General features: G+C 67.0%; 24 protein-coding genes and 1 pseudogene. 10 read left to right on the top strand and 15 right to left on the bottom strand.

Features of this window, described 5'->3' with window-relative positions; translation table 11 throughout:
- The first annotated feature begins 457 nt into the window (after positions 1 to 457).
- Complete coding sequence (locus tag ACP7AB_RS14495; protein WP_425992574.1) at positions 458 to 1,939, top strand: DUF3422 family protein; 1,482 nt, start codon at positions 458 to 460, stop codon at positions 1,937 to 1,939.
- Positions 1,940 to 2,339: 400 nt separating this feature from the next.
- Here the strand turns inward: ACP7AB_RS14495 and ACP7AB_RS14490 are convergent, their stop codons facing one another.
- Complete coding sequence (locus ACP7AB_RS14490) at positions 2,340 to 2,588, bottom strand: hypothetical protein (RefSeq protein ID WP_425992572.1); 249 nt, start codon at positions 2,586 to 2,588, stop codon at positions 2,340 to 2,342.
- Between the two features lie 537 nt (positions 2,589 to 3,125).
- On the opposite strand from ACP7AB_RS14490, the gene ACP7AB_RS14485 reads away from it, so the two are divergent.
- The 6 genes from ACP7AB_RS14485 (at position 3,126) to ACP7AB_RS14460 (ending at position 8,532) form a co-directional block, all read left to right on the top strand.
- A complete protein-coding gene (locus tag ACP7AB_RS14485; RefSeq protein WP_425992570.1) occupies positions 3,126 to 4,334 on the top strand; it encodes a class I SAM-dependent methyltransferase in 1,209 nt (402 codons plus the stop codon).
- A gap of 72 nt (positions 4,335 to 4,406) precedes the next feature.
- Positions 4,407 to 5,768, top strand: coding sequence for an NAD(P)/FAD-dependent oxidoreductase (locus ACP7AB_RS14480; protein WP_425992568.1), 1,362 nt, complete (start codon positions 4,407 to 4,409; stop codon positions 5,766 to 5,768).
- Positions 5,765 to 6,577 carry a DUF1365 domain-containing protein gene (locus tag ACP7AB_RS14475; RefSeq protein ID WP_425992566.1) on the top strand — a complete coding sequence of 271 codons (813 nt, stop codon included), beginning with the start codon at positions 5,765 to 5,767 and terminating at the stop codon, positions 6,575 to 6,577. Before ACP7AB_RS14480 ends, ACP7AB_RS14475 begins: the two co-directional genes overlap by 4 nt.
- The gene (locus ACP7AB_RS14470) at positions 6,570 to 7,085 is read left to right on the top strand and encodes a lipocalin family protein (RefSeq protein WP_425992565.1); all 516 of its coding nucleotides are present in this window, start codon (positions 6,570 to 6,572) and stop codon (positions 7,083 to 7,085) included. The genes ACP7AB_RS14475 and ACP7AB_RS14470 overlap by 8 nt, the downstream gene beginning before the upstream one ends.
- Positions 7,086 to 7,103: 18 nt before the next feature.
- Positions 7,104 to 8,126 (top strand): SAM-dependent methyltransferase, encoded by a 1,023-nt coding sequence (locus ACP7AB_RS14465; RefSeq protein ID WP_425992563.1) that lies wholly within the window; start codon positions 7,104 to 7,106, stop codon positions 8,124 to 8,126.
- 4 nt (positions 8,127 to 8,130) lie between these two features.
- Positions 8,131 to 8,532: a DUF2177 family protein gene (locus tag ACP7AB_RS14460; RefSeq protein WP_425992562.1), complete on the top strand. Its 402-nt coding sequence runs from the start codon at positions 8,131 to 8,133 to the stop codon at positions 8,530 to 8,532.
- 95 nt (positions 8,533 to 8,627) lie between these two features.
- Here ACP7AB_RS14460 and ACP7AB_RS14455 read toward each other — a convergent pair whose 3' ends face one another.
- The 8 genes from ACP7AB_RS14455 to ACP7AB_RS14420 are packed head-to-tail and all read right to left on the bottom strand — an operon-like array spanning position 8,628 to position 16,594.
- Entirely contained in the window at positions 8,628 to 9,023 is a 396-nt protein-coding gene (locus ACP7AB_RS14455; RefSeq protein WP_425992560.1) for a RidA family protein, read from the bottom strand.
- Positions 9,020 to 9,454 (bottom strand): acyl-CoA thioesterase, encoded by a 435-nt coding sequence (locus ACP7AB_RS14450; RefSeq protein ID WP_425992558.1) that lies wholly within the window; start codon positions 9,452 to 9,454, stop codon positions 9,020 to 9,022. The genes ACP7AB_RS14455 and ACP7AB_RS14450 overlap by 4 nt, the downstream gene beginning before the upstream one ends.
- Positions 9,451 to 11,055: an AMP-binding protein gene (locus ACP7AB_RS14445; RefSeq protein ID WP_425992556.1), complete on the bottom strand. Its 1,605-nt coding sequence runs from the start codon at positions 11,053 to 11,055 to the stop codon at positions 9,451 to 9,453. The genes ACP7AB_RS14450 and ACP7AB_RS14445 overlap by 4 nt, the downstream gene beginning before the upstream one ends.
- Entirely contained in the window at positions 11,055 to 12,224 is a 1,170-nt protein-coding gene (locus ACP7AB_RS14440; RefSeq protein WP_425992554.1) for an acyl-CoA dehydrogenase family protein, read from the bottom strand. The genes ACP7AB_RS14445 and ACP7AB_RS14440 overlap by 1 nt, the downstream gene beginning before the upstream one ends.
- A 2-nt stretch (positions 12,225 to 12,226) precedes the next feature.
- The gene (locus ACP7AB_RS14435; protein WP_425992552.1) at positions 12,227 to 13,039 is read right to left on the bottom strand and encodes an enoyl-CoA hydratase family protein; all 813 of its coding nucleotides are present in this window, start codon (positions 13,037 to 13,039) and stop codon (positions 12,227 to 12,229) included.
- The gene (locus ACP7AB_RS14430) at positions 13,036 to 13,536 is read right to left on the bottom strand and encodes a MarR family winged helix-turn-helix transcriptional regulator (protein ID WP_425992550.1); all 501 of its coding nucleotides are present in this window, start codon (positions 13,534 to 13,536) and stop codon (positions 13,036 to 13,038) included. The genes ACP7AB_RS14435 and ACP7AB_RS14430 overlap by 4 nt, the downstream gene beginning before the upstream one ends.
- Positions 13,533 to 14,300: an SDR family NAD(P)-dependent oxidoreductase gene (locus ACP7AB_RS14425; RefSeq protein WP_425992548.1), complete on the bottom strand. Its 768-nt coding sequence runs from the start codon at positions 14,298 to 14,300 to the stop codon at positions 13,533 to 13,535. The genes ACP7AB_RS14430 and ACP7AB_RS14425 overlap by 4 nt, the downstream gene beginning before the upstream one ends.
- Positions 14,297 to 16,594 carry a bifunctional salicylyl-CoA 5-hydroxylase/oxidoreductase gene (locus ACP7AB_RS14420; protein WP_425992546.1) on the bottom strand — a complete coding sequence of 766 codons (2,298 nt, stop codon included), beginning with the start codon at positions 16,592 to 16,594 and terminating at the stop codon, positions 14,297 to 14,299. The genes ACP7AB_RS14425 and ACP7AB_RS14420 overlap by 4 nt, the downstream gene beginning before the upstream one ends.
- Before the next feature lie 19 nt (positions 16,595 to 16,613).
- On the opposite strand from ACP7AB_RS14420, the gene ACP7AB_RS14415 reads away from it, so the two are divergent.
- Positions 16,614 to 16,934, top strand: coding sequence for a DUF3089 domain-containing protein (locus tag ACP7AB_RS14415; protein ID WP_425992544.1), 321 nt, complete (start codon positions 16,614 to 16,616; stop codon positions 16,932 to 16,934).
- 125 nt (positions 16,935 to 17,059) lie between these two features.
- Here the strand turns inward: ACP7AB_RS14415 and ACP7AB_RS14410 are convergent, their stop codons facing one another.
- The 5 genes and pseudogenes from ACP7AB_RS14410 to ACP7AB_RS14390 all read right to left on the bottom strand — a co-directional run.
- Complete coding sequence (locus tag ACP7AB_RS14410; protein ID WP_303694874.1) at positions 17,060 to 17,431, bottom strand: helix-turn-helix domain-containing protein; 372 nt, start codon at positions 17,429 to 17,431, stop codon at positions 17,060 to 17,062.
- A gap of 4 nt (positions 17,432 to 17,435) precedes the next feature.
- A complete protein-coding gene (locus ACP7AB_RS14405; RefSeq protein ID WP_425992542.1) occupies positions 17,436 to 17,909 on the bottom strand; it encodes a hypothetical protein in 474 nt (157 codons plus the stop codon).
- A gap of 45 nt (positions 17,910 to 17,954) precedes the next feature.
- A complete protein-coding gene (locus tag ACP7AB_RS14400) occupies positions 17,955 to 18,296 on the bottom strand; it encodes a hypothetical protein (protein ID WP_425992540.1) in 342 nt (113 codons plus the stop codon).
- Between the two features lie 172 nt (positions 18,297 to 18,468).
- Positions 18,469 to 18,726, bottom strand: a complete 258-nt coding sequence (locus ACP7AB_RS14395) for a hypothetical protein (protein WP_425992580.1) — start codon at positions 18,724 to 18,726, stop codon at positions 18,469 to 18,471.
- Positions 18,727 to 18,838: 112 nt separating this feature from the next.
- Positions 18,839 to 19,006 (bottom strand): annotated as a pseudogene (locus ACP7AB_RS14390) (response regulator transcription factor); the annotation flags it as partial.
- A gap of 246 nt (positions 19,007 to 19,252) precedes the next feature.
- Here ACP7AB_RS14390 and ACP7AB_RS14385 point away from each other — a divergent pair.
- Positions 19,253 to 20,665, top strand: a complete 1,413-nt coding sequence (locus ACP7AB_RS14385) for a glycoside hydrolase family 47 protein (RefSeq protein WP_425992538.1) — start codon at positions 19,253 to 19,255, stop codon at positions 20,663 to 20,665.
- A gap of 249 nt (positions 20,666 to 20,914) precedes the next feature.
- On the opposite strand, the gene ACP7AB_RS14380 is transcribed toward ACP7AB_RS14385, so the two are convergent.
- Positions 20,915 to 23,230 carry a GH92 family glycosyl hydrolase gene (locus ACP7AB_RS14380; protein ID WP_425992536.1) on the bottom strand — a complete coding sequence of 772 codons (2,316 nt, stop codon included), beginning with the start codon at positions 23,228 to 23,230 and terminating at the stop codon, positions 20,915 to 20,917.
- Between the two features lie 127 nt (positions 23,231 to 23,357).
- On the opposite strand from ACP7AB_RS14380, the gene ACP7AB_RS14375 reads away from it, so the two are divergent.
- Complete coding sequence (locus ACP7AB_RS14375) at positions 23,358 to 24,023, top strand: PepSY-associated TM helix domain-containing protein (RefSeq protein WP_425992534.1); 666 nt, start codon at positions 23,358 to 23,360, stop codon at positions 24,021 to 24,023.
- The last annotated feature ends 5 nt before the right edge of the window (positions 24,024 to 24,028 follow it).

The following is a 24,028-nucleotide window of genomic DNA, read 5'->3' as shown; positions in this document are numbered from 1 at the left end:
TATCTTTCAAAAAGACCGCAGAGTGTCAGTATCATCGTAATGACCATTACTGGTCATCGCTAGAACACCGCCGCCTGCGTTTCTCTTTCCAAATCAACAATGTCAAAGACCAAGACCGGCTGGGCCGGGGCACACTGTTTAACGCCGGTGTCCGGCGGAGGCGGGGATTTAGGCGGGGGCGGCGTTCCGGTCAAGCGGCCATTTCGTGTTCCGCCGAAAAAAGACTGCGGAGGTCCAGATGGCCGCAACGCGGACTCCTGCCCCCACCTGCCGTCTGCCGTCAGCGACGCCCCGAAATCGGTCGCAGGCCACCCTGCTCCACCCGACCGCGGAGGATCCGCTCCATGGCTTGTCGATCGTCCTTTGACAGAGTCGCGAAGACTGCAGCGTCGTGCTGGTCGGCAATCGCTGCCAACCGGGGAACGAGCGTTTCGCCTTCTGCCTTGAGCATTATTGAATGGGCGCCCTCGTTCATCCCCGCGTGGGGCGTGACCGTTTCCACGTGACCGACGCGTCATCGGCGCCAAGCCGGCGCTGTCAGGCTAACTTCGCCAAGTCGAAAGCGCCCTACCCCACCGCCCTTCAGCACCGCCACGCGTCTGTGCTCAAACGTCGCCTTGACGGGAAGTTGCGCTCGGGTGCCTGCTGCTGGATGGTCTCCGGAATATCGACGAACTGGCGCTACCACCCGCAGCGCGACGCTCTGCTGGCGGAGGCTCACGCCCGCCCCTTCACACCACTGGTCGGCCCGGCGCTCGTGACGCGCATCGCCACACTTTCAGGTCAGGCTGGCGAGCAAGGCGACCGCGACCACATGGCCGCCCTGTGCCGCCGCCTTGGGCAAGCCGAACCGGGCCCCACAGCCCGCTGGTGCGGCCTTGAAGCCGGGACATGGCGTCTGCGATGGGAGCGCCACACTGAGTTTTCGACCTGGACCTTCTTCCGCTCGCCCGTGAACAAGGCGCCCTTCGCCGAGACCGCCCTCGACATGGTGCCGATTGACTGGCTCGGAGCCTGGCCCGGCGACGTGCTGGTCGCGACGAGGCTGGAGGTTTGGAGCCACACAGATGTGACTGCCGGCACAGCCCTGTTTGCCGTCGGCGTCACCGGTGGCCGACTGGTCGACAGCGACACCCTTGTTCTGACTGATTTCAGACCCGATGCGGAAGGCATGACGAGGTTTTTGCTGTTATCCGACGACGTCGGCGACGGTGCCCTGACCGGGCGACTTGTTCAGACCCTGCTGGAGGTCGAAACCTATCGTTTGATGGCTCTTCTTGCCTTTCCCGTCGCCGGGGAGTCGGCCGCGGCCCTCTCTTGCATCGAGGCCACGGCGGCGGACCTCGCTCATCAACTCGCCGAAGATGCCGATCCAGATGCCGACCGGCTGTTGCTGGATCGACTGGCGGCTGTCGCCGGCGAAACCGAGGCGCTGATCAGTCGTACGAATTTCCGCTTTGACGCAGCCGCGGCCTATCACCGCCTCGTTCGCGAGCGGATCGAGCGGCTGCGCGAGCATCACATCGAGGGTCTTCTGACGCTGGGCGAGTTCATGCAGCGTCGTTTGGACCCGGCGATGCGGACCTGCGACGCGGTGGCGGAACGTCAGCGTGCAGCCATCGCGCGGATCGCCCGCATGACACAGATGCTCAACACCCGCGTCGAAGTCGCCGCCGAAGCTACCAGCGCCGCCCTGCTGGCGTCGATGGACCGCCGCGCCGGAGCTCAGCTGAGGCTGCAACAGGCAGTCGAGGGTCTGTCGACGGTGGCGATCGCCTACTATGCCGTTGGCCTGATGCTGTTACCTTTGAAGGGGCTGGAGCGCGTATGGACCCAGTTCGACGCCACACTCGGCGCGGGCTTGCTCACCCCGTTTGTGTTGGCGGGGGTCTGGCTTGGACTACGGGCATGGCGCGAACAATTCGCCGATGAGGGCTGACAAGCCAGGTCTGCCAAGGCGAATTTCGCCGGTTATCTTCGCCGGCGAAACCGGCTTACGAAACACTAGCCCCGTCAGCCGCTGAATCCGCCCCTGGCGGAGATGAGTTGGCGTTGGCCTGACAGCGCCCCCCAGCGCCTCGGTCGGGCAGCTACTTTTGAGGCTGGAAAGCTCTGCCGCGATTGCCGATCATCACCCAACCAGCATTTGTGGGTTGATACCCCCCCCTTGGCTTGGCGACGGCGAGCCCCAGCACGGCCAGCTCTGGACCCCGGCTTACGTTCGCCACGCGATCAGGATCGACCATGTCGAGGAGCGCATCGATGCGTTCAGGGTCTGTCATCATTGTGAATCTCGGCGAAGGCGTGTGGGGGGGATAACGTAGCGGCTCCCCCATAGCCTATTCCCCGTTCCATGGCGGCGGAAGTTGGCCTGCCTTGAACAGGATTGTGGGATTCTCGTCATAATCACCCATCTCGGTGTCTGCCGAGACGGCGAACGCAACCACGCCCAGTCGGAGCGGCGCGAGACGTTCGGCTTTCCGGCGGGCTTCCTCAGCGGACGTGCAGCCCATCTGCGGCTCAGCCTTCAGGCCTTTTCCGCGCCCCTGGACATAAGCCTGGATGATGTAGACGGTCTCGACAGCCATGGGTTCAGCTCCGGTGCGATGGGCCGCCTTATAGGCACGCCGCCGGAGGAATGGGCCCGCAAAACGCGACCTGTGCGCGGCGGCGATAGTCAAGCTCCGTGCGTCAGACCCCGCAGCCTTCAACCAAAATCTGACGGGGTTACGCCGACGCGCACAATACGTAGGCGGTCACGATCCGATCTCCGCGCAGATCTGCACCCTTAAAGGGCTCGTGCCGGCGCCCGGCGACGCGTTCCTCGATCAGGGCAGCGGATATGCGGGTCGGCTACGTCGAGAGCCGCGTCACCCCGTCCACTTGTGCGTGGGAAGATGAGATTTTGCCGGAGACCTTTTGGCTATAGACTGACAGCATCAGGGGCCGTTCGCCCCATCAACCCTGACAGTTTCCCGGCCCCGGTTACCAGCTGAGCCGCATCCGGCCCACCCGTGCTCGCGTAGCTTACAGGGTTCAGCCGAGCGCGGCGTGATGACATCCACCGCACGTCCTGCGTGCCACGGGGTCATTGCATCATCCTCAGCGGCCAACTGGGATAGACGATGACCGACACACCGGGCGTGATCGAGACGGCTTCGTACAGCGAAGCCAGGCCGCCCTGGGTGGTCCCCCTGATCGGAGCCCTGTCTTCGCTGTGGCGGGTCGGCCGCCTTGTGATCGTCGATCCTGCGGGACGCTCGCTGGCGGTCGGCCCCGGGTCGTCCCAGGCCGTCGTGTGGCGTATCCGGAACTGGCGAGCGTTCTCGCGGATGCTCAAGCGCGGGGATATCGGGTTTGCGGAAGGCTATGTGGCCGGGGATTGGGACACGCCGGACCTCCCTGCCCTGCTCCTGGCTTTCGCCGACAACTACGACCACCTCGGCCGCCTTGTGGGCGGCAATCCGGTCGCACGCGCGATCGACGCGATCCGCCATGCCTTCTCGTCGAACACCCGCAAGGGCTCGCGGCGGAACATCGTCGCCCACTACGATCTCGGCAACGATTTCTACGCCCAGTGGCTGGACCGGGGGATGACCTATTCCTCCGCCCTCTTCACCGGGCCGGACCAGGCGCTGGAAGCCGCCCAGCACGCCAAATACGCCGCTTTGGCGGACGCCGCCGACATCCAGCCGGGTCAGTCGGTTCTCGAGATCGGCTGCGGCTGGGGCGGGTTCGCAGAATATCTGGCAGCAGAGCGCGGTGTTCGCGTCACCGCCATCACCCTGTCGCCCTCCCAAAAAGCCTTCGCCGAGCAGCGCATCACCCAGGCCGGGCTCGACGACCGGGTCTCGATCCAGCTGATCGACTACCGTGACGTCCAGGGGGCCTTCGATCGCGTCGTCTCCGTCGAAATGTTCGAGGCGGTGGGCGAGGCCTACTGGCCGACCTTCTTCGAGACGGTCCGCGCCCGGCTCGCGCCCGGCGGCCGCGCCGGCCTGCAGATCATCACGATCCGGGACGACCTGCTCGCGACCTATCGCCGGCGACCCGACTTCATCCAGATGTACGTCTTCCCCGGCGGCATGCTGCCGTCCGAGACCCGGCTGGCGCGGGCTGTCGGCGCCGCCGGACTGGACGGACGGGTGGTTCGCCGCTTCGGCGCCGACTATGCGGAAACCCTTCGCCGCTGGCGGGTCGCTTTCGATACCGGCTCCGCCGCGGGCAAGGATGAGCGATTCCATAATCTGTGGCGCTACTACCTCGCCTACTGCGAGGCCGGGTTCCGCTCGGGGCGGACCGACGTCGTCCACATGACCCTCTCCCGAGACTGATCGCCGATCGGCATCCGGAGCGGGCGTCCGCGCGTAGTTGCACAGGCCCAAAGTTCGACCACAGGCAGCTCAATGTTCGACCGCACCCTCGACGCAACGACCGGCCCGAAGCGGCGCATCGCGGTGGTGGGTGCGGGCATCGCCGGCCTCTCGGCCGCCTGGCTGCTGTCGCGGCGCCACGAGGTCGTGCTGTTCGAGACGGAAAACAGGCTGGGCGGTCATTCCTGCACTGTCGACGCGCCGTCGCCGGATGGACCCATCGCGGTGGACACCGGCTTCATCGTCTACAATGAGCCGAACTATCCGAACTTTACGGCCCTGCTCGACCATCTCGGCGTGGCGAGCAAGGCGGCGCATATGTCGTTCGCCGTCTCGATGAACGCGGGCGGTTTCGAATACTCCAGCCATGGCGCGCGCGGCCTGTTCGCCCAGAAGCGCAACCTCGCCAGCCCCCGGTTCTGGGGCATGCTGATGGATCTGAAGCGGTTTCACCGGACCGCCGCCGGCGACCTGGCTGAACTGGATCGGTCGCTGTGCTCGCTGGGCCGCTACCTGGACTATCGCAAATACGGCGACAGCTTCCGCGACCTGCATCTGCTGCCCCAGGCCGCCGCGATCTGGTCGTCGACGCCGCGCCAGATGGCGGACTATCCGGCCGCCGCCTTCATCCGCTTCTATCGCAACCATCGCCTGCTCGAAGTCGACATGGAGCCCACCTGGCGCACGGTCGCGGGCGGCAGCCGTCGATATGTCGAGGCGCTCGCCGCCGATTTCCGGGGAGAAGTTCGCCTCAACGAGCCGGTCTCCCGCATCGAGCGCGGCGCCGATGGCGCGACCCTGCATACCCGCCGTGGCGCGGAACGGTTCGACGCGGTTGTTCTGGCCGTCCACTCCGATCAGGCCCTGGCCCTGCTGGCTCAGCCGAGCGGCGACGAGCAGCGCCTGCTCCAGCCCATGGCCTATGGTCGCAACCGCGTCGTCCTGCACCGCGACCGCAGCTTCATGCCGCGCCGCCGCAGCGCCTGGGCCGCCTGGAACTACGTCGGCGCCGGCCGGGCCGATGCGGGCGGCGCCGCCAGCGTCACCTACTGGATGAACCTGTTGCAGGGGCTTTCCGGACCGGAACTCTTCGTGACCCTGAACCCCGAGCGTGAGCCAGATCCGGCCCTGGTGCTCGCCGACCGCGACTTCGATCACCCCATCTTCAACGCGGATGCGATGCTGGCCCAGCGCGGCCTCGGCTCGCTGCAGGGACGGAACAACACCTGGTTCTGCGGCGCCTGGTTCGGCTCGGGCTTCCACGAGGACGGTCTCCAGGCCGGTCTGGCTGTCGCCGAAGATATTGGCGGCGTTCGCAGGCCCTGGAGCGTGCCGAACGAGAGCGACCGAATCCCCATGCCCATCCCCGCCCTCGAGGCCCTGGCGGACCGATGATCACGGGCCTGAGATCGGGAATCTACTCGGGCCCGGTGTTCCACCGCCGCCTGCGGCCCCGCGTCCATGCGCTGCGCTATCGGCTGTTCATGCTGCTGATCGACCTCGATGAATGGGACGATCTGGTCGGCCGTCTGCGGTGGCTCGGGTCTGGGCGGTTCGGCCTGATGAGCCTGCGACAGAGCGATCACGGCGACGGCTCCGCCATGCCTCTGAAAGTCCAGATCGAACAGCGCATGCGCGCTGCGGGCCTCGCAACCGGCGGGCGGGTGCAACTGCTGACCCTGCCCCGGATCCTCGGCTACGCCTTCAACCCGCTCAGCGTCTATTTCTGCCATGCCGAAGACGGCCGGCTGAGCGCCATCCTCTACGAGGTGTCCAACACCTTTGGCGGGCGCCACGCCTATCTGATGCCGGTCGGCGGCGCCTCGGGGTCTTTGCGGCAGTCGGTCGAGAAGGCCTTCCACGTCTCGCCGTTCATGGACATGGACCTGACCTACCGGTTCGAGGTTGATCCGCCGGAGAGCGAGGCAGCGGAGATCGCCCGCGTCTCCATCACCGTGGACGACGCCAACGGTCCCTTGTTGCTGACCGGCTTCTCGGGCCTCCGCTCCGAGATCACCGACGCCAACCTGCGCCGCGCCTGGCTCGGCCATCCCTTGCTCACGCTCAAGGTCATCGCCGGGATCCACTGGGAGGCGGTTCGCCTTCTTCTCAAGGGCCTGCGTCTGCGCGGCGGGGTCACGCCCTCCCATCCCGTCACGGTCGGGGGACCGTCCGAAACCTCCACCGGAACCCGACATGCCTAGATTGGCCCTGCCGCTCGCGGCTGCCCTTGTTCTGATAATCGCCACGGCCGCATCAGCAGAGGCGCCGGAACCCAGACGCACGATCGACCTCGACCGCTTCATGGGGCGCTGGCACGAGATCCTGCGCACGCCGAACGACCATCAGCGCGACTGCTGGGCCGCCAGCCAGGTCTGGAGCCGGCGCGCGCCCAATGACTTCTCGATCAGCCAGACCTGTCACCGGGGCGCTCGCGACGGTCGCGTCACCACCCTCAACACGCGCGCCCGCGTCACCGACACCTCGACCAACGCCAAGTTCGAGGCCAGCTTCTTCGCCGGCCTGATCCGCCAGCGCTACTGGGTCATCGACGTCGCCCCCGACTACAGCTGGATGATCGCCACGACGGCCGACGGCCGCTTCCCTGCCCTGCTTTCGCGCAGCCCGACCATGAGCGCGGCTGAACAGACCCGCCTGCGCAACCGGATGGTCGAGCTCGGCCTGCCGACCCGCCAGCTGATCCAGCGCTGAACCTGAAGGACCACACCTATGAGCCTCCTCGCCCAACGCGTGAACAAACTTCAGGACGCGCCCTTCCCCGACTTCATCACCCGCCCCGCCATCGCGCTTCTGGTTGCGACCGCGCGCAAGGGATACGCATCCGCTCCCGAAGATGAGGCCGGATTCGCCCGCGAGATGGCCGACCGGCCTGTCGCCGAGCACACGGACGCCGCCAACCAGCAGCACTACGAACTGCCCGCACGGTTCTTCCAGCTCTGCCTCGGCGCGCACCGGAAATACTCCAGCTGCTTCTACGAGACGCCGGACGCCACGCTCGACGATGCGGAGGCGTCGGCGCTGCGGATGACTTGCGAACACGCGGAGCTGAAGGACGGTCAGGCGATCCTGGAGCTCGGCTGCGGCTGGGGCTCGCTGTCGCTGTGGATGGCCGAACACTATCCCGCCTCAGCCATCACGGCCGTGTCGAACTCCCGCAGCCAGAAGGCCTTCATCGACGCCGAGGCCGCCGCGCGCGGCCTGACGAACCTGACCATCGTCACCGCGGACATGAACGTCTTCGATCTCGACAGGACCTTCGACCGGATCGTCTCGGTGGAGATGTTTGAGCATATGGCCAACTGGCGCGCCCTGCTGACCAGAGCCCGGACCTGGTTGAAGCCGGACGGGCGGATGTTCCTGCACGTCTTCAGCCACATCGACGCCCCCTACCGGTTCGAGGTCTCGGACGACGCCGACTTCATCGCCCAGCATTTCTTCACCGGCGGGGTGATGCCCAGCCACAACCTGATCCGCCAGTACGCCGACCTGTTCGAGGTCGAGCAGGACTGGCGCTGGAGCGGGACCCACTACCAGCGCACGGCCGACGACTGGCTGAATAATTTCGACAACAACGTCGACGAGATCCGGGGTCTGATGAAGGCGGTCTACGGCGTCGATCACGCTCTCTGGATGCGACGCTGGCGCCGCTTCTTCATGGCGACGGCCGGCCTGTTTGGCCACAGCGACGGAACAGTCTGGGGCGTCAGCCATTACCGCCTGAAGGGGATCTGAACCGATGCGTTACCTCGCTGCTTTCGGCACTTCGGCCGTCGTCATGCTGGCGCTCGACGCCGTCTGGCTGACGATGATGGGCGACCGCCTCTATCGCCCGGTGCTGGGCGACTGGATGAGAAAATCCTTCGACCCGCCGCCTGCCATCGCCTTTTACCTTCTGTTCCTGTCCGGCGTGACCTTCCTGGCGACCGTTCCGGCGCTGCAGCAAGGCTCCTGGCAGCGCGCGGCGATCAACGGCGCCGTCATCGGGCTCGTCGCCTATGCGACCTATGACCTGACCAACCAGGCGACCCTGACCCGCTGGTCGATGACCATCACCCTGGTCGACATGGCGTGGGGCACCTTCCTCGCAAGCACGGCGGCGGTGGCCGGCTATTTCGGATCGCGCTGGCTGGTGCGCTGAGTTCCGCCGAAAACCTGCGCGGCGAGCATCGTCGCGGTCTGGCTGTTCAGGAGGAAAAAGCTGGCGTTGGGCTGACTCACCGCGCGCCCTCTGGATCAGTCAGCGATGACCGCCGTGCTCTCGATCTCCACCCGCGCTGCGTCCTCGATCAGGCCCTTGACCTCGACCACGGCCATGGCGGGATAGTGGGGTCCGATCAGCTCGCGCCAGACCGCTCCGACCTCGCGTAACGCCGACAGGTATTCACCCTTGTCGACGACATACCAGGTCATGCGGACGACATGCTCTGGCCCCGCCCCGGCCTCGGCCAGGACCGCCAGGGTGTTGACGAGGGTCTGACGCACCTGGGGCACGAACCCGCCGTCCGGAAAGACCCCCTCGGGCGTCCAGCCGATCTGGCCGGCGACGAACACCATCCGGCCCTCGGCGGCGACGCCGTTGGAATAACCCCTGGGCCGGGGCCAGCCTTCGGGGAGCAGAGCGCGGTTCATGCGATGGTCTCCAGAAAGGGTGCGATGCCGGCACGCAATTCGTCGGGCCAGGGTTCGGGTTTCAGCGAGGTGCCCACGAAGACGAGGGTCTGGGTCGCCTCGAAGCGAAGCACATCACCGGCATGAAAACGGTGGCGCAGGTCGCAGGACGCACCGCCCAGCCGGGTCGCGGTCAGGGTGGCGGTCAGGGCGTCTTCCAGCCGTGACGGGGCGATGAACCGGGCTTCGATGGCCGCCGTCGGAACGCTGACGCCCCGGTCCATGTGCAATTCGCGGAAGGAAACGCCGAGCGCCTGGGCGAACCAGTCCTCGACCACGCCGTTCAGCATCTCGAAATAGCGCGGGAAGAAGACAATGCCCGCTGCGTCGCAGTCGGCGAAACGCACGCGACGTTCGACCGCGAAAACCTGGCCGGACAGGGCGGCGGTCATAGGGTCTCCTTGAGCCGGAAACGTTGCAGCTTGCCGGTCGGGGTCTTGGGCAGGCTCTCCACGAAGTCGAGCGCGCGGGGATATTTGTAGGGGGCGATAACGCCTTTCACGAAGGTCTGGAGTTCGTCGCGCAGGTCCGCGGACGGATCGATGCCTGGATTCAGAACGACGAAGGCCTTGCAGATCTGGCCGCGTTCCTCGTCCGGAGCGCCGATCACGGCGGCCTCGGCCACAGCGGCGTGACGCAGCAGGGCGTTCTCCACCTCGGGCGCGCCGATGTTGTAGCCGGACGAGATGATCATGTCGTCGGCCCGGGCGACGAACCAGAAATAGCCATCCTCATCCAGCCGGTAGACGTCCCCGGTCAGGTTCCATCCGTCCTGGACATAGGCCGCCTGGCGGTCGTCATCGAGATAGCGGCAGCCGGTCGGGCCGCGAACCGCCAGCCGTCCGGTCTCGCCGGGTGGAAGAGGCTGGCCCGCGGGGTCGATGATGCGAGCCTCATAGCCCGGCACAGCCTTGCCGGTCGCGCCGGGGCGGATGTCGCCGCGGCGCGCCGATATGAAGACGTGGATCATCTCGGTCGAGCCGATGCCGTCGATGATGCGGACGCCCGTCACCTCATGCCAGGCGTCGGAGGTGGCGGCGGGAAGGGCCTCGCCCGCCGAGACGCAGGTGCTCAGGCTGGACAGGTCGTGGTCGCCGGCCAGCTTCAGCAGGGCGCGATAGCCGGTCGGGGCAGTGAGCAGAGCGGTGGCCTTGCAGCGCGCGGCCGTCTCGGCCAGCGCGTCGAAGCCGGGCCGGTCGCGGAAGGCGGTCGCGGCGCCGGCGGCGGCCGGGAAGACCACCAGCCCGCCGAGGCCGAAGGTGAAGGCGATCGGCGGCGTGCCGACCACGATATCGTCCCTCGTAAGGCCGACGATGTGGCGGCCGAAAGTGTCGGCCATGGCGAGAATGTCGCGGTGGAAATGGACGCAGCCCTTGGGCTTGCCCGTGGTGCCAGAGGTGAAGGCGATCAGGGCAGGATCGTCGACGGCCGTATCGACGGCGGTGAAACTGACGCCAGGCGGCAGGGCTTGCGCGGCGTTCTGCAGCGCGGCGGAGTCCATCACGCGCGTCAGCAACGGGGCGAGGGCGCACGCCTCGGCAACCACGTCACTGAACATCTGATAGACCAGGGCATGGCTGACCTGGGCCTTGTCGATGACAGTGGCCAGTTCGGTCGCCCGGAGCATCGGCATGGTGGCGACCACGACGCCGCCGGCTTTCAGGACGGCGAACCAGGCCATCACGGTCCAGGAACTGTTGGGACCGTGCAGCAGGACGCGGTTGCCGGGCACCAGGTCCATGTCCTCGATCAGCACCCGCGCCATCCGGTCCGAGATGGCGTCGACCCGGGTCCACGAGAACTCATGGTCACTGTCGATCAGCGCGCGGGCGTCGGGACCAGCGGCGGCGATGGCCCGGCGCAGCAGTTCGACTCCGGCGTTGAGCCGCTCGGGATAGGCGAGCTCCGGCAGGTCGAAGATGAGGTCGGACCGCTGGTCCGCGGGAGGCAGGTGGTCGATGACGAACCGGTCGATGTGTCCGCTGGCCCCCATCAGACGCCTCCACCCATCCCGGCGAGAACCTGCCGGGCGATGACGATCTTCTGCACTTCGGACGCGCCCTCATAGATGCGCAGGGCGCGGATCTCGCGATACAGCCGCTCGACCGGATGGCCGGAGACGACACCGAGGCCGCCGAACAGCTGTACCGCCGCGTCGATGACCTGCTGGGCCTCGTCGGTGGCGTAGAGTTTGGCCATGGCCGCCTCGCGGGTGACGCGCGGCGCGCCCTGATCCTTGAGCCAGGCGGCGCGGTAGATCAGCAGGGCCGAGGCATCGATCTTCAACGCCATGTCAGCCAGAGCGGCCTGGACCAGTTGCAGGTCGCTCATCGGCGCGCCGAAAAGCTTGCGGGCGACGGTGCGTGAAGCCGCCTCGTCGAAGGCGCGGCGCGAGAAGCCCAGCGCCGCCGCCGCGACCGTGGAGCGGAACACGTCCAGCGTCGCCATGGCGATGCGGAACCCCTCGCCCGGCGCGCCCAGTATCCGGTCGCCGTCGATGCGGCAGGCGGTGAACCGGATCGTGGCCAGAGGGTGGGCCGCCATCAACGGGATGCGCTCCACGACCTCGAACCCCGGCGTACCGGCGTCGACGACGAAGGCGCTGAGGCCGCGCGCGCCCTCCCCTTCGCCGGTCCGGGCAAACACCACATAGCGGTCGGCCAGACCGCCGTTGGAGATGAAGGTCTTGACCCCGTCCAGCACCCAGCCGTTCCCGTCGCGACGTGCGGTGGTGGACAGTGCCGCCACGTCCGAACCGGCATCGGGCTCCGACAGGGCGAAGGCGGCGATGGTCTCGCCCGCCGCCACGCCGGGCAGCCAGCGAGCCTTCTGATCGTCGGTCCCAAACAGGCTGATCGGGCCGGAGCCCAAACCCTGCATGGCGAAGACGAAGTCGGCCAGACCCGAGCGTCGGGCGAGGGTCTCGCGGGTCAGGCACAGGGTGCGCACGTCCAGCTTGCCGTCCGCGTCGGGCACGGCATTGCGCAACCAGCCGCCGTCGGCCAGCGCCTTCAGTATCCTGCGGCAATCTCCGTCCAGATCATGATCGCCGTGCAGATGCAGCGCGTCGCCGTTGGCCTCGGCCCAGGCCTCAATGGCGGCGGCGAAGGCGCGGTGGCGATCGTCGAAGAACGGCCAGTCGAGAAAGGTGCGGTCCGCCATGGTCAGTTCCCCTCGAACACCGGCTCGCGCTTGGCGGCGAAGGCCTCGTAGGCGCGGCGGAAGTCGTTGGTCTGCATGCAGATGGCCTGGGCCTGGGCCTCGGACTCGATGGCGGCGTCCAGGCTCATGTCCCATTCGATGTTGAGCTGGTTCTTGGTCATGCCGTGGGCGAACGTCGGTCCTCTCGCCAGAGCCAGCGCCAGTTCAAGGGCCGTCGGCATCAAGGCCTCCGCCTCGACGATGCGGTTGTGGAAGCCCCAGCGTTCGCCCTCTTCGGCGGTCATGACCCGGCCGGTGAACAGCAGTTCCGACGCCCGCCCCTGGCCCACCTGGCGGGGCAGGATGGCGCAGGCGCCCATGTCGCAACCGGCCAGCCCGACGCGGGTGAACAGGAAGGCCGTCTTCGTCTTCGGCGTGGCGATCCGCAGGTCCGAGGCCATGGCCATGATCGCCCCGGCCCCGACGCAGGCCCCGTCCAGCGCCGCGATGATCGGCTGGGGGCAGCCGCGCATCGCCTTGACCAGATCACCGGTCATTCGGGTGAAGGTCAGCAGGGCCGGCATGTCCATTTCGGTCAGCGGACCGATGATTTCGTGCACGTCGCCGCCCGACGAGAAATTGCCGCCTGCGCCGGTGACGATGATGACCTTGCAGTCGTCGGCCTGGATCAGGGCGCGGAACAGGTCGCGCATCTCGGCATAGGACTCGAACGTCAGCGGATTCTTCCGCTCAGGCCGGTTCAGGGTCAGGGTCGCCACCCTGTCGTCATCGACGGACCACAGGAAATGCTCGGGCCGATAGTCGCGCGCCTTCATCGGTTCAGATCCTCAGGGGTGACGGCGTGGAGCGAGTGTTTGGCGCGCTCCAGCAGATGGGTCAGATCTTCGGCCTCGGCCTCGCTCAGATCGGCGAACAGGGCCTCGATCCAGTGTTCGTGCGCTTCGGCCATCAGGGCGAAGCGCGATCGGCCGAGCGACGTCAGGCGGAGGCGCTGCACGCGCCGGTCCGGCCCGTCCATGGCCTCGATCAGCCCGTCCGCTCTCAGCCGCACGGCCAGGCCGGTGACATTGCCGTTGGACACCATCAGTTTGCGGGACGCCTCGCCCATGGTCAGGCCGGCTTCGCCCGCGCGGTCCAGCGCCGACAGCAGGTCGAAACGCGGCAGGGTCGAGCCAAACTCGTCCCTGAGCCGCTGGGAAACACGTTGCTCGATCGCCGTCGAACAGGTCAGCATTCGCAGCCACAGCCTCAGCGACCGCTTGCCGTCCGGCGCGCCGCCCAGTCTGTCAGGCAGGGGGGTGGCGGCGCTCACAGTTCGCCCCCGGCCACCGGCACGGCCGCGCCGTTGATGCCGGACGCTGCCCCGTCGCACAGCCAGACAATCGTCGCGGCGACTTCGTCGGGCGTGATCAGCCGTCCCTGGGGATTGGAGGCGGCCAGCGCCGCGCGCGCCTCGTCCCCGGTCCGCCCGGTCTTGCCGACGATGGCGTCCACGGATCGCGCCACTAGATCGGTGTCGGTGAAACCGGGGCAGACCGCGTTGACGGTGACGCCCTTGCTCGCGACCTCCAGCGCCAGCGCCCGGGTCAGACCGACCAGCCCGTGCTTGGCCGCGACATAGGCGGAAACGTAGGCGTAGCCCTTCAGGCCCGCTGTCGAGGCGACGTTGACGATTCGGCCCCAGCGGCGGGCCAGCATTCCCGGCAGGACCAGACGCGCGGCCTCGGCGGGCGCTTCAAGATTCAGGGCCAGCATGGCCCGGAGGTCGGCGATGTCGGTCTTCAGGAAGGGCGCAGAAGACGCCCCGCCGGCGTTGTTGACCAGGATGTCGATCGGCCCGAACCGGTCCCGCCCGGCCTCGATAGCGGCCGCCAGGGCTTCGGCGTCGGTCACATCCGCCGGGGCGGCGAAGGCGGCGGCGCCGATGCGGTCGGCGCTCTCGTCCAGCCGGCCGATGTGGCGGCCGATCAGGGTGACGAGGCACCCCGCCTCGGCCAGGCGTTCGGCGGTCGCGCGACCGATGCCGGACCCGGCGCCCGTCACCACCGCATGGCGCCCGTCCAGCGCGCCGCTCATACCGGTCCCGCCTGCGACTGGCGTTCCATGTTCCGGGCCAGCTGGGCGAAGCCGGCGCGGTATTGAAGGGGGGGCTGGATGCCGCGCCAGCCCAGTTCGGCGGCGGCGCGCAGGGTCCAGTTCGGATCGGCCAGATGCGGCCGGGCGAGGGCGCACAGATCGGCCCGGCCGGCGGCCAGGATGCTGTTCACGTGGTCGGTCTCATAGATGTTGCCGACCGCCATGGTGGCCACCCCCGCCTCGTTGCGAATGCGGTCACTGAACGGCGTCTGGTACATGCGGCCATAGACCGGCTTTGCGTGCTCGGAGGTCTGGCCGGCCGAGACGTCGATAAGGTCGCAGCCCGCGTCGGCGAAGGCGCGGGCGATGGCGACGGAGTCCTCGGAGGTGAGGCCGTCGTCGACCCAGTCCGTGGCCGACAGGCGGACAGACATCGGCTTGTCGTCGGGCCAGACGGCGCGCAGGGCGGCGAAGACCTCGAGCGGGAAGCGCAGGCGGTTCTCCAGTGAGCCGCCGTACGCGTCTATGCGGTGGTTGGAGACAGGGGTCAGGAAGGACGACAGCAGATAGCCGTGGGCGCAGTGCAGCTCGACCATGTCGAAGCCGGCCTCGTCGGCCCAGCCGGCGGCGCGGACGAAGTCGTCGCGGACGCGGTCCATATCGGCACGGGTCATCTCGCGCGGGGTCTGATCTTCGTCCGACCACGGAATGGCGGAGGCGGCGATCAGCGGCCAGCCGTCCTCAAGCGGTTGATCGGCGCGCGGACCCCAGGGCCGTTCGACCGAGCCCTTGCGGCCGGCATGGGCCAGCTGGATAGCGATGCGCGAGCCCTGGGCGTGGACGAAGTCGACGATCCGCCGCCAGGCGTCGCGGTGTTCCGGGCGGTACATCCCGGCGCATCCGGGCGTGATCCGGGCGTCCGCCGAGACGTCGGTCATCTCGGTGAAGACCAGTCCCGCGCCGCCCAGCGCCCGGCCGCCGAGATGGACGAGGTGGAAGTCGCCGACCGTCCCGTCTTCCGCCGAATACATGCACATGGGCGAAACGACCACGCGGTTGGGCAGGGTCAGACCTCGCAGCCGCAGGGGCGCGAACATCGGTGCGGGGGGATCGTCCGTGAGCGGAGCCCCGGCCTGATCGGCGAACCAGCGCTCGACCCGTGTCAGGAAGGCAGGGTCGCGCAGGCGCAGATTCTCATGGCTGACGCGCTGGCTGCGGGTCAGCAGGCTGTAGGCGAACTGTAGCGGGTCGAGATCGACGTAGCGGTCGACGGTCTCGAACCATTCAGTCGAGTTGCGGGCGGCGCTCTGCAGCTTCAGCACCTCGACGCGGCGCTCGGCCTCATAGGCGGCGAGGCCGGCCTCAAGATCTCCTGGTTCAGTCAGGGCCTGGGCCAGTCGGATGGCGTCCTCGAACGCCAGTTTCGTGCCCGATCCGATCGAGAAATGCGCCGTGTGGGCGGCGTCGCCGAGGAGCACCACCTTGCCGTCGCGCCAGTTGGCGCAGGCCACGCGCGAGAAGTTGAGCCAGGCCGATCCGCGCAGGTGCCGCGCATTGCTCATCAGCGCATGACCGCCCAGCCACCCGGCGAACAGCACCTCGGCCGCGCGACAGGTCTGGTCCTGATCCATCCCGTCGAAACCGAGACCCCGCCAGGTCGCCTCCGAACATTCAACGATGAAGGTCGAGGCCCCCGGCTCGAACTGATAGGCATGAGCCCAGATCCAGCCATGCGGCGTCTGGACGAAGGCGAAGGTAAAGGCATCGAACGCCTGGGTCGTGCCCAGCCAGATGTATTTGTTGGGCCGCACATCGACATCGACGCCGAACACCTCAGGCGTTTCGTTGCGAACGCGGCTGTTCAACCCGTCGGCGGCTATGATCAAATCGGCGTCCAGGGCGCGGACATCCGCGACCTCGCTCTGGAACCGAAGATCGACGCCCAGCGAGCGGGCGCGGTCCTGCAGGATGGTCAGCAGGCGCTGCCGCCCGATGCCGGCGAAGCCATGACCGCCCGAGCGGACAGTCTGGTCATGGATATGCACGTCGATGTCGTCCCAGTGGACGAAGGCGGCCTCAATGGTCGCGGCGGTCTCGGGGTCGCTGGCCTTCAGATTGGCCAGGGTCTGGTCGGAAAAGACCACGCCCCAGCCGAAGGTATCGTCCGGCCGGTTGCGCTCATGCACCACCACATCCAGCGACGGGTCGCGCAGTTTCAGCGAGATGGCGAGGTAGAGCCCCCCGGGCCCGGCCCCGACGACGGCGATCCTTTTGACGGCCCTGCGCGACAACATATTTTAAGCCTAAAATAGATTGGCGGCGGCGTCCAGCGTCACCCCCTTCTCGCCCGGCCCGGCGTGTTCCTCAGACTCCTGTTCGACGGTCTTCCCATCGTCCTGGGTCCTCATCGGCCAAAGCCAGGGTGTAGCCATGATCACCGGCCTGATTACGCAACAGATCGACGGCGAAACGGCCCAGGAACAGATCGTCTCCGCACTGATCCTCGGCGCGCCCATCATGGTTTCGCCCGGCCGGGACGTCAGCCGATCCCGGGACCGACGACCTGGGCGGCCAGAGCATCCGGACCACCCGTCTGGATCCGAGCTGGGGCCTTCACCTCATCGACGTCGATGACTCGATGGGTACGCTCATCGACATCGTCGCCAGACCGAGCAACGCCTACGCAGCGGCGCGTCAGGACCACCCTGCGAGGACGTCTCGCTGAACGGCGGCAGGGGCAGCCGTGTGGTCTGTTTGAGTCAGGCGGCCGGGTCGCTGGCGAGCGAACGCGCCAGCGCCACGACGATGCGGCGTTGATCCGCCGTCTCGATTCGCCCGTAAGCCTCGAGCAAGGCCTTCGAGCCGCTCACGGCGAACAGGTCCAGACCATCCCGAGCCCCCGGCTCGTCCGGCTCGAAGAAGGTGCTCACCGGCTGTCCGAGCGCATGGGAAATGAGCATCAGGCGCGAGGCCGACACTCTGTTGGTGCCCCGCTCATATTTCTGGATCTGCTGGAAGGTCACGCCCGTGGCCTTGGCCAGATCGGTCTGGGTGAGACCACGCAGTTCGCGCACGGCGCGAACCCGTTGGCCCACGGCAATATCGATCGGGTTTGGCGTCGCGGAGGTCATGGGATCAAGCTAGAACATTCCGCTCGGCCGACGCAACTCGCGCGCGCGCATCGCGTAGCCGACCCTCCCAGATTCCGGCGGCCAGGGCGATCATGAGGCCGTAGAACATGAGATACAGAGTGGAGATATAGGCGCGCGCCACGACGCTCGGATCGATCAGCATGCCCATATGGCTGAGGATCGCCAGGAGCTGGAACGCGCAGCCGAACAGCAGCCACACCCTGTGGGTTCTGACGAGCAGATACAGAAACACCCCGAGATTCGCCGCGTCGATGATGAGGATGTTCCACTGCGGCGAGGTCCAGTCGGTCCAATTCTGAACGAGTGGCGAGAGGATCGAGGCGATCACGATCGAAATAGCCGCGACCCGTTCGGTGTGCGCTCCTTTCCAGATGGCCGCGCCGCACACGAGGATGTTCAGGATCACACCGCCGATCTGGGCGGCCGTGGCCAGGAACAGGACATTGTCGTTGAACATGCCGAGGCTCGCGATACGCCGTCGAGGCGAACCGCGAGCATAGCATCAAGCGGCGACCTTGAGACCCGTTGGACGCGGCAGGCTCTCGTCGGGCTTTCCGACACCCGTGCCCTGCATGATGGTATTGCCCAGTCCGACCTGCGGAGCGGCCGTCTGAAGTGCGTGATGCGCGGCGACGATCTGGTCCCGCGCCTTGCCGAGCGAGCGGACGGATCCGGTGACGCCGGTCATGGCGTGGCTGCCGAGGACGGCGGACAGGTTGTTCTCGCGGCGAATGGAAGACATCGCGGCGATGAGGTGGGCCGCCTTTTCCAGGGCTGCATCGATGGCGTCTTCGGTCTCGAACAGGGCCGTCGCCAGCTTCTGTCCATATTCACGTCGTTGCATGGGGGCTCCTTCTCCCGCCTGGCGGGGGTCATGGTGGACTTCGCTTGTTGGAAGGCGGATCAACGCAGTTGCTGGGCTTGATCCGCCGCGTGCAAAAGGTGCTGGATCATCAGCGTCGCGCCGATGGCTCCCGCGAGCAGGAAGGCGATGCCGCACGTCAGGGCGATTACCATTAGCAGATCCCGCCCGACGCGGCGGTACTCGACGGTCGAAGATTGGCCGCGCTCGGTGGCCGATCGTGATCGGGCAACAGTACGAGCCCGATGCAGATAATCTCGCGCAGCAGATCGAGCTTCGAGAGAAATGGGCTCATCTCGCGCGTCACCGCGACCAGGTGAAGGACGGCCGCTTTCTCGGCCGGTGTTTGCGCCAGGTCCTCGAAGACGGTCTCCAGATAATCCCAGGTCCAGTTCGGTAGTGTGAGGGTCAATGGGGCCTCCTTTCGTGCGAAAGAAGGCGGCGCCCGAGGCGGCATCGGCTACTCGGGACGGCTCCCCTACGGGTTCGTTCCGTAGGCCGGCCTTGATCAAGAGCAGCGCGGCGTCCCGGCGCGAGGCGACGCCCAGTCGCTTGCACGCGGTCTCGATATGCTTGTCGACGGTCTTTGAGGAGATCCCGAGATCGCGCGCGATCTCCTTCGACTGGCGATGCTGTGCGACACCCACCAGGCACTGCCGTTCTCTCGCGGTGAGCTGCTCAAGCTCGTTCATCGTGCCACCCCCCCCGGATCAACCAACAGGGTTAGTCGATGGAAAGCAATTCCCTAAGCGTGCATCCCGCCCTTTATGTCTGAAGGCCGACACAGGCGTTGTGAACCGGCGGGAGAACTTTGGAGCGCGCGCCGACACGGGTGTCGAGGGCATGGCGACCGGCCGCCTGCATTCACCCAAGGCGCGACTGGCGGACCGTCGGGGCGACCGCCATGGTGCGGCGGGAGTGAATCGGAGCGTTCGGCGATGAGAACCCTGTCCCTGCACCGTCGTTCGGCGCTGACCCTGGCGGGAGGCGGTCTGCTCGCCGGCCTGGCGCCCCTCCCCGCCTTCGCGCAGTCCGAAGACTGGGCCACGCAGGATTGGGAACAACTGGGCGCCGATGTGAAGGCCGAGTTCAAATGGGCCTGGGACCACTATGTCGAGCGCGCCTGGGGCAAGGACGAGATCAATCCCGTCTCCGGCACGTCCCAGTCCTTCTTCATCGAGGGCCAAGACCTGGGTCTGTCGCTGGTCGAGGCGCTGGACACGCTCTGGATCATGGAGCTTGACGCCGAGTTCCAGGCGGGCGTCGACTGGGTCAAGGCGAACCTGAACTTCGACATCGACGGCGAGGCCCAGGTTTTCGAGACCAATATCCGACTGGTCGGCGGCCTTTTGTCGGCGCACCTGGCCTGCGGCGATCCGGTGTTGCTGGAAAAGGCGAAGGACCTTGCCGACCGGCTGATGAAGGCGTTCGACGCCTCTCCGCACGGCCTGCCGTATCGCTATGTGAACCTGAAGACCGGCGCGGTGCGCGACCCCGAGACCAACCTCGCCGAGATCGGCACCTACATCTCCGAGTTTAGAGTCCTCAGCCGGCTGACGGGCGAGCCGAAATACCATGCGGCGGCCAAGCGGGCGATGATGCATGCCCTGAACATGCGGTCCGAGATCGGCCTGATGGCGGCCAACATCCATGCCGGGACCGGCGCGTTCACCAGCCGCAACGCCTCGATCGACGTCTATGCCGACAGTTTCTACGAATACCTGTGGGACGCCTCGGAGCTGTTCGGCGACGAGGAACTGAAGCTCGCGGCAGAGCAGTGTCTGCAGGCCATGATCGACCATCAGGGCAGGCGCTACGACGGCCTGCTGTGGTTCCCGATGGTCGACTACGAGACCGGCGCGGTGACCGGCACGTCGCAGACGGTGCTCGGCGCCTATCTGGCGGGGCTGCTGGGACAGGCAGGTTTCAAGACCGAGGGCGACGACTTCCTCAAGACCTACGAGACGATGCAGGATCGCTATCTGATCGTGCCGGAATCGACCGACGTCACGACCGCCCGCCCCCGCACCCTGCGCACCGGCCTGCGCCCCGAGGTGGCCGACGCCTGCCTGAACCTGTGGCAGCACGACCGCGACGATCGCTACCGCGCCATCGCGGCCACCCACTATCACAACATGAAGTCCAGCTCGAAGGCCGAGTACGGCTACACCTCGCTGCAGGACATCTCGACCCGGCCGATGACCCAGGGCGACAACTGCCCCGGCTACTGGTGGTCCGAGCAGATGAAATACTATTTCATCCTGTTCGCCGCGCCGAAGCGGATCGACATCGACCGGCTGGTGCTGAGCACGGAGGCCAATGTGCTGCGGGGGTTTGTCCGTTCGTCCTGACGAAAAACACCCTGACGAAACGGACGAAACGGACGAAATCCTCTGTTCGCCCTCTCCGCGAACCGTGACCATGAACTCTACACCCGCCGCGAACCAGGGCGCGTTCGGAAGGGTGTACGTCCCGCCGACACTGACTGGATCAGGATTTCCATGTCGAATAGAAAAATCCGTTCGACGTAGTTTGCAGGGTTTGAGATGGCGCCGGACGCGTCACCGCCCCACGCGCCTTCGCGCGCGCAGAGGTGATCGTCAGCGCCCGCTCATCGAATACGGCCGCGCCTCCGCGCCAGCGCCCCATGTCCGGTTCGGCTCTGAACCCATGACGAAGTGGAGTTCGCCGCCGGCGGTGATCTCATCGTGCCCGATCCAGGTGCGGTCGAGCGGGCGGCCGTTCAGGGTGACCGACTGGATATAGCGGTTGGCGTCCGCCAGACCGGCCGTCGAGATCACGAACCGACGCCCGTTCGGCAGGTTCAGCGTCGTCCGCTCGGTGAACGGGCGGCCGATGACGTACTGACCCGAGCCCGGCGTCACCGGATAGAAGCCCATGGCCGTGAACATCAGCCAGGCCGACATCTGGCCAACGTCATCGTTGCCCGACAGGCCGTCCGGCCGCGCGTGGTACTGGCTCTCGACGATCTGCTTCAGCCGCTCCTGCGTCCGACAGGGCTGGCCCGCATAGACATAGGCATAGGCCGAGTGGTGGCTGGGCTCGTTGCCGTGGATGTACTGACCGATCAGGCCGGCGATGTCCTCGGCGTGGGAGTAGTCGAGGCCGGCGTTGTCGTAGTCGAACATGGCGTCGAGCCTGGCGACGGTCGCCGCATCCCCGCCCATGACGCCGACCAGAGCCGCCATGTCATGGGGCACGAACCACGAATACTGCCAGGCGTTGCCCTCGGTGTAGTCGGAGCCGTAGTTGATCGCGACGGGATCGAACGGCTCACGGAACGAACCGTCAGCCAGACGGGCGCGGACGAAGCGGGTCTCCTGATCCCAGGTGTTCCGCCAGAAGCCGGCGCGGCGATCGAACTCGGCGGCGACGTCCGCGCGGCCCAGACGCTCGGCCATGCGGGCGATGGTCCAGTCGTCATAGGCGTATTCGACCGTCTTGGACGCCGCCTCGGGCTCGCGGTCGATGGGGACGTAGCCCAGGTCCATATAGTCGCCTAAGCCCCCGTAGGGACGGTAGGTGGCCGAGGCGACCATGGCGTCCAGCGCGGCCTTCCCGTCGATGCCGGGAATGCCTTTCAGGTAGGCGTCCGCGATCACCGGCACGGCGTGATAGCCGATCATGGTCCAGGTCTCCTGACCGTGGAACGACCAGACCGGCAGGATGCCGTAGGGGCTGACCTGCTGCGCGGCGATCAGCGAGTTGACGATGTCGGCGTTGCGCTGGGCCGGGGCCAGCAGGGTCAGCAGCGGATGCTCGGCCCGGAAGGTGTCCCACAGGCTGAAGGTCGAGTGGACGGTGAAGTCGGACCTGTGCACCGCATTGTCCGGGCCGCGCCAGCGACCGTCCACGTCCGAGTGGACCGAGGGCGCGATCAGGGCGTGGTACAGCGCGGTGTAGAGGGTGGTGCGCAGTTCCGGCTCGGCCTCGATGTCGACGGCGCCCAGCGCCTCGTTCCAGGCCGCCCGCGTCGCCGCGCGCCGGGCGTCGAAGTCGAAACCCTCGCCTTCGGAGTCCAGATTGGCGATGGCCCCGGCCTCGTCGACCGAGGAGATGGCGACCTTGACCAGCAAGGGCCCGTCGATCTGGCCGAAGTCGAACGCCGCCTCCAGCGCCCGACCCTGCACCTGTTGACGGTCATCCAGCGCTCGGCCCGGCTGGCGGAAACCGTTGTAGGGGACGTCGGTCTCGCGGTTCTGGATCTCGTGGCCGACCATGGGCGCCGAGAAACGCATGGCGAAATACAGCTGCCGCCCCGGCGCCCAGCCGCGCAACTCGCGGAAGCCCGTCACCGTCCCGTCCGGATGGACCCGGATGCGCGACCACAGAACCTTGCCCGGATAGTCGTAGATTGAGTTGCGCAGATCCAGCAGCACCCGCGCCCGCGCGCCGTCCTCGAAGGTGTAGCGGTGCAGGCCGGTGCGGACGCCGGCGGTCAGCTCGGCCCGAACCTTGGTGTCGGTCAGATGGACCGAATAGTAGCCGGGCTCGGCGGTCTCCGAGCTCTTGTCGTAGCGCGAGCGGTAGCCCGAGCCGGGCGTGGCGACGTCGCCCACATCCCATTTCACCGCGTCGCCCGTCTGCGGCGTGATCAGGACGTCCCCCAGGTCGGAGTGGCCGGTGCCGGAGAAATGGGTGTGGGAGAAGCCCATGATGGTCGGGTCGTCGTTGCGATAGCCCGAGGCCCAGTCATAGGACTGGCGGAAGGCGCGATAGTCCGTGTCGGGGCTCAGCTGCACCATGCCGAACGGCGCGACCGGGCCGGGGAAGGTGTGGCCCTTGCCCGCCGTGCCGATGAAGACGTCCACGGCCTCGACCGGATCGGACGGCTGCGTCCATCCGGGCCCCGCCAGACACACCGCCATCGCCGCCGCCAGACCGATACGCCGCATCAGGATACTCCCCGCCCCCGTTTCCCGACCCTATCAGCCGGGATTCTCCCTGTCGCCAAGCACCACGACAGGCGAACAGAGGTCCGGGCACTTGCAAATCATTCTCAACGTATGGCACAGGCCGTGTGTGACCGACGCCGCCGCAAAACCTGTCGCCAAGGCCGCCGCCCGTGCGCGGTCGATGAACGGCGCGCGCGCCTTCTGGCTGAAGGAACTGCACCGCTGGCACTGGATCTCGGCGGGGCTGTCACTGGCCGGGATGCTGCTGTTCGCCATCACCGGCATCACCCTGAACCACGCCGCCCAGATCCCGGCCGAACCCGTGACGATGGAGCTGACGGCGACCCTGCCCTCGCCTCTGCTGGAGCGGCTGTCGGATTTCCCGACCGAGACCACCGATCCGGTCCCCGACGCGATCGCCCGCTGGGTCTCCTCGGAGCTGGATATCTCCATCGCCGGCAAGGCGACCGAGACCGCGCCGGACGAAATCTATATCGCGCTGAAGGGCCCCGGCACCGACAGCTGGGTCACCATCGACCGGGGTACGGGCGAGGCCCTGCGCGAGACCACGACGCGCGGCTGGGTCGCCTACATCAACGACCTGCACAAGGGCCGCGACACCGGACCCGTCTGGTACTGGTTCATCGATGTCTTTGCGGTCGCCTGCATCGTCTTCACCGTCACCGGTCTGACCCTGCTCTGGCTACACGCCCGGACCCGCGCCTCGACCTGGCCCCTGGTCGGTCTGGGCATCGCCATCCCGGTCATCATCGCCCTCCTCTTCATCCACTGACGAGT

Origin of the sequence: Brevundimonas sp. TWP3-1-2b1, from assembly GCF_049896165.1 — a bacterium.
GTDB classification, from domain to species: domain Bacteria; phylum Pseudomonadota; class Alphaproteobacteria; order Caulobacterales; family Caulobacteraceae; genus Brevundimonas; species Brevundimonas subvibrioides_B.
Note: the sequence above shows the minus strand (reverse complement) of the source record. Positions and strands in the feature narration are given on the sequence as shown.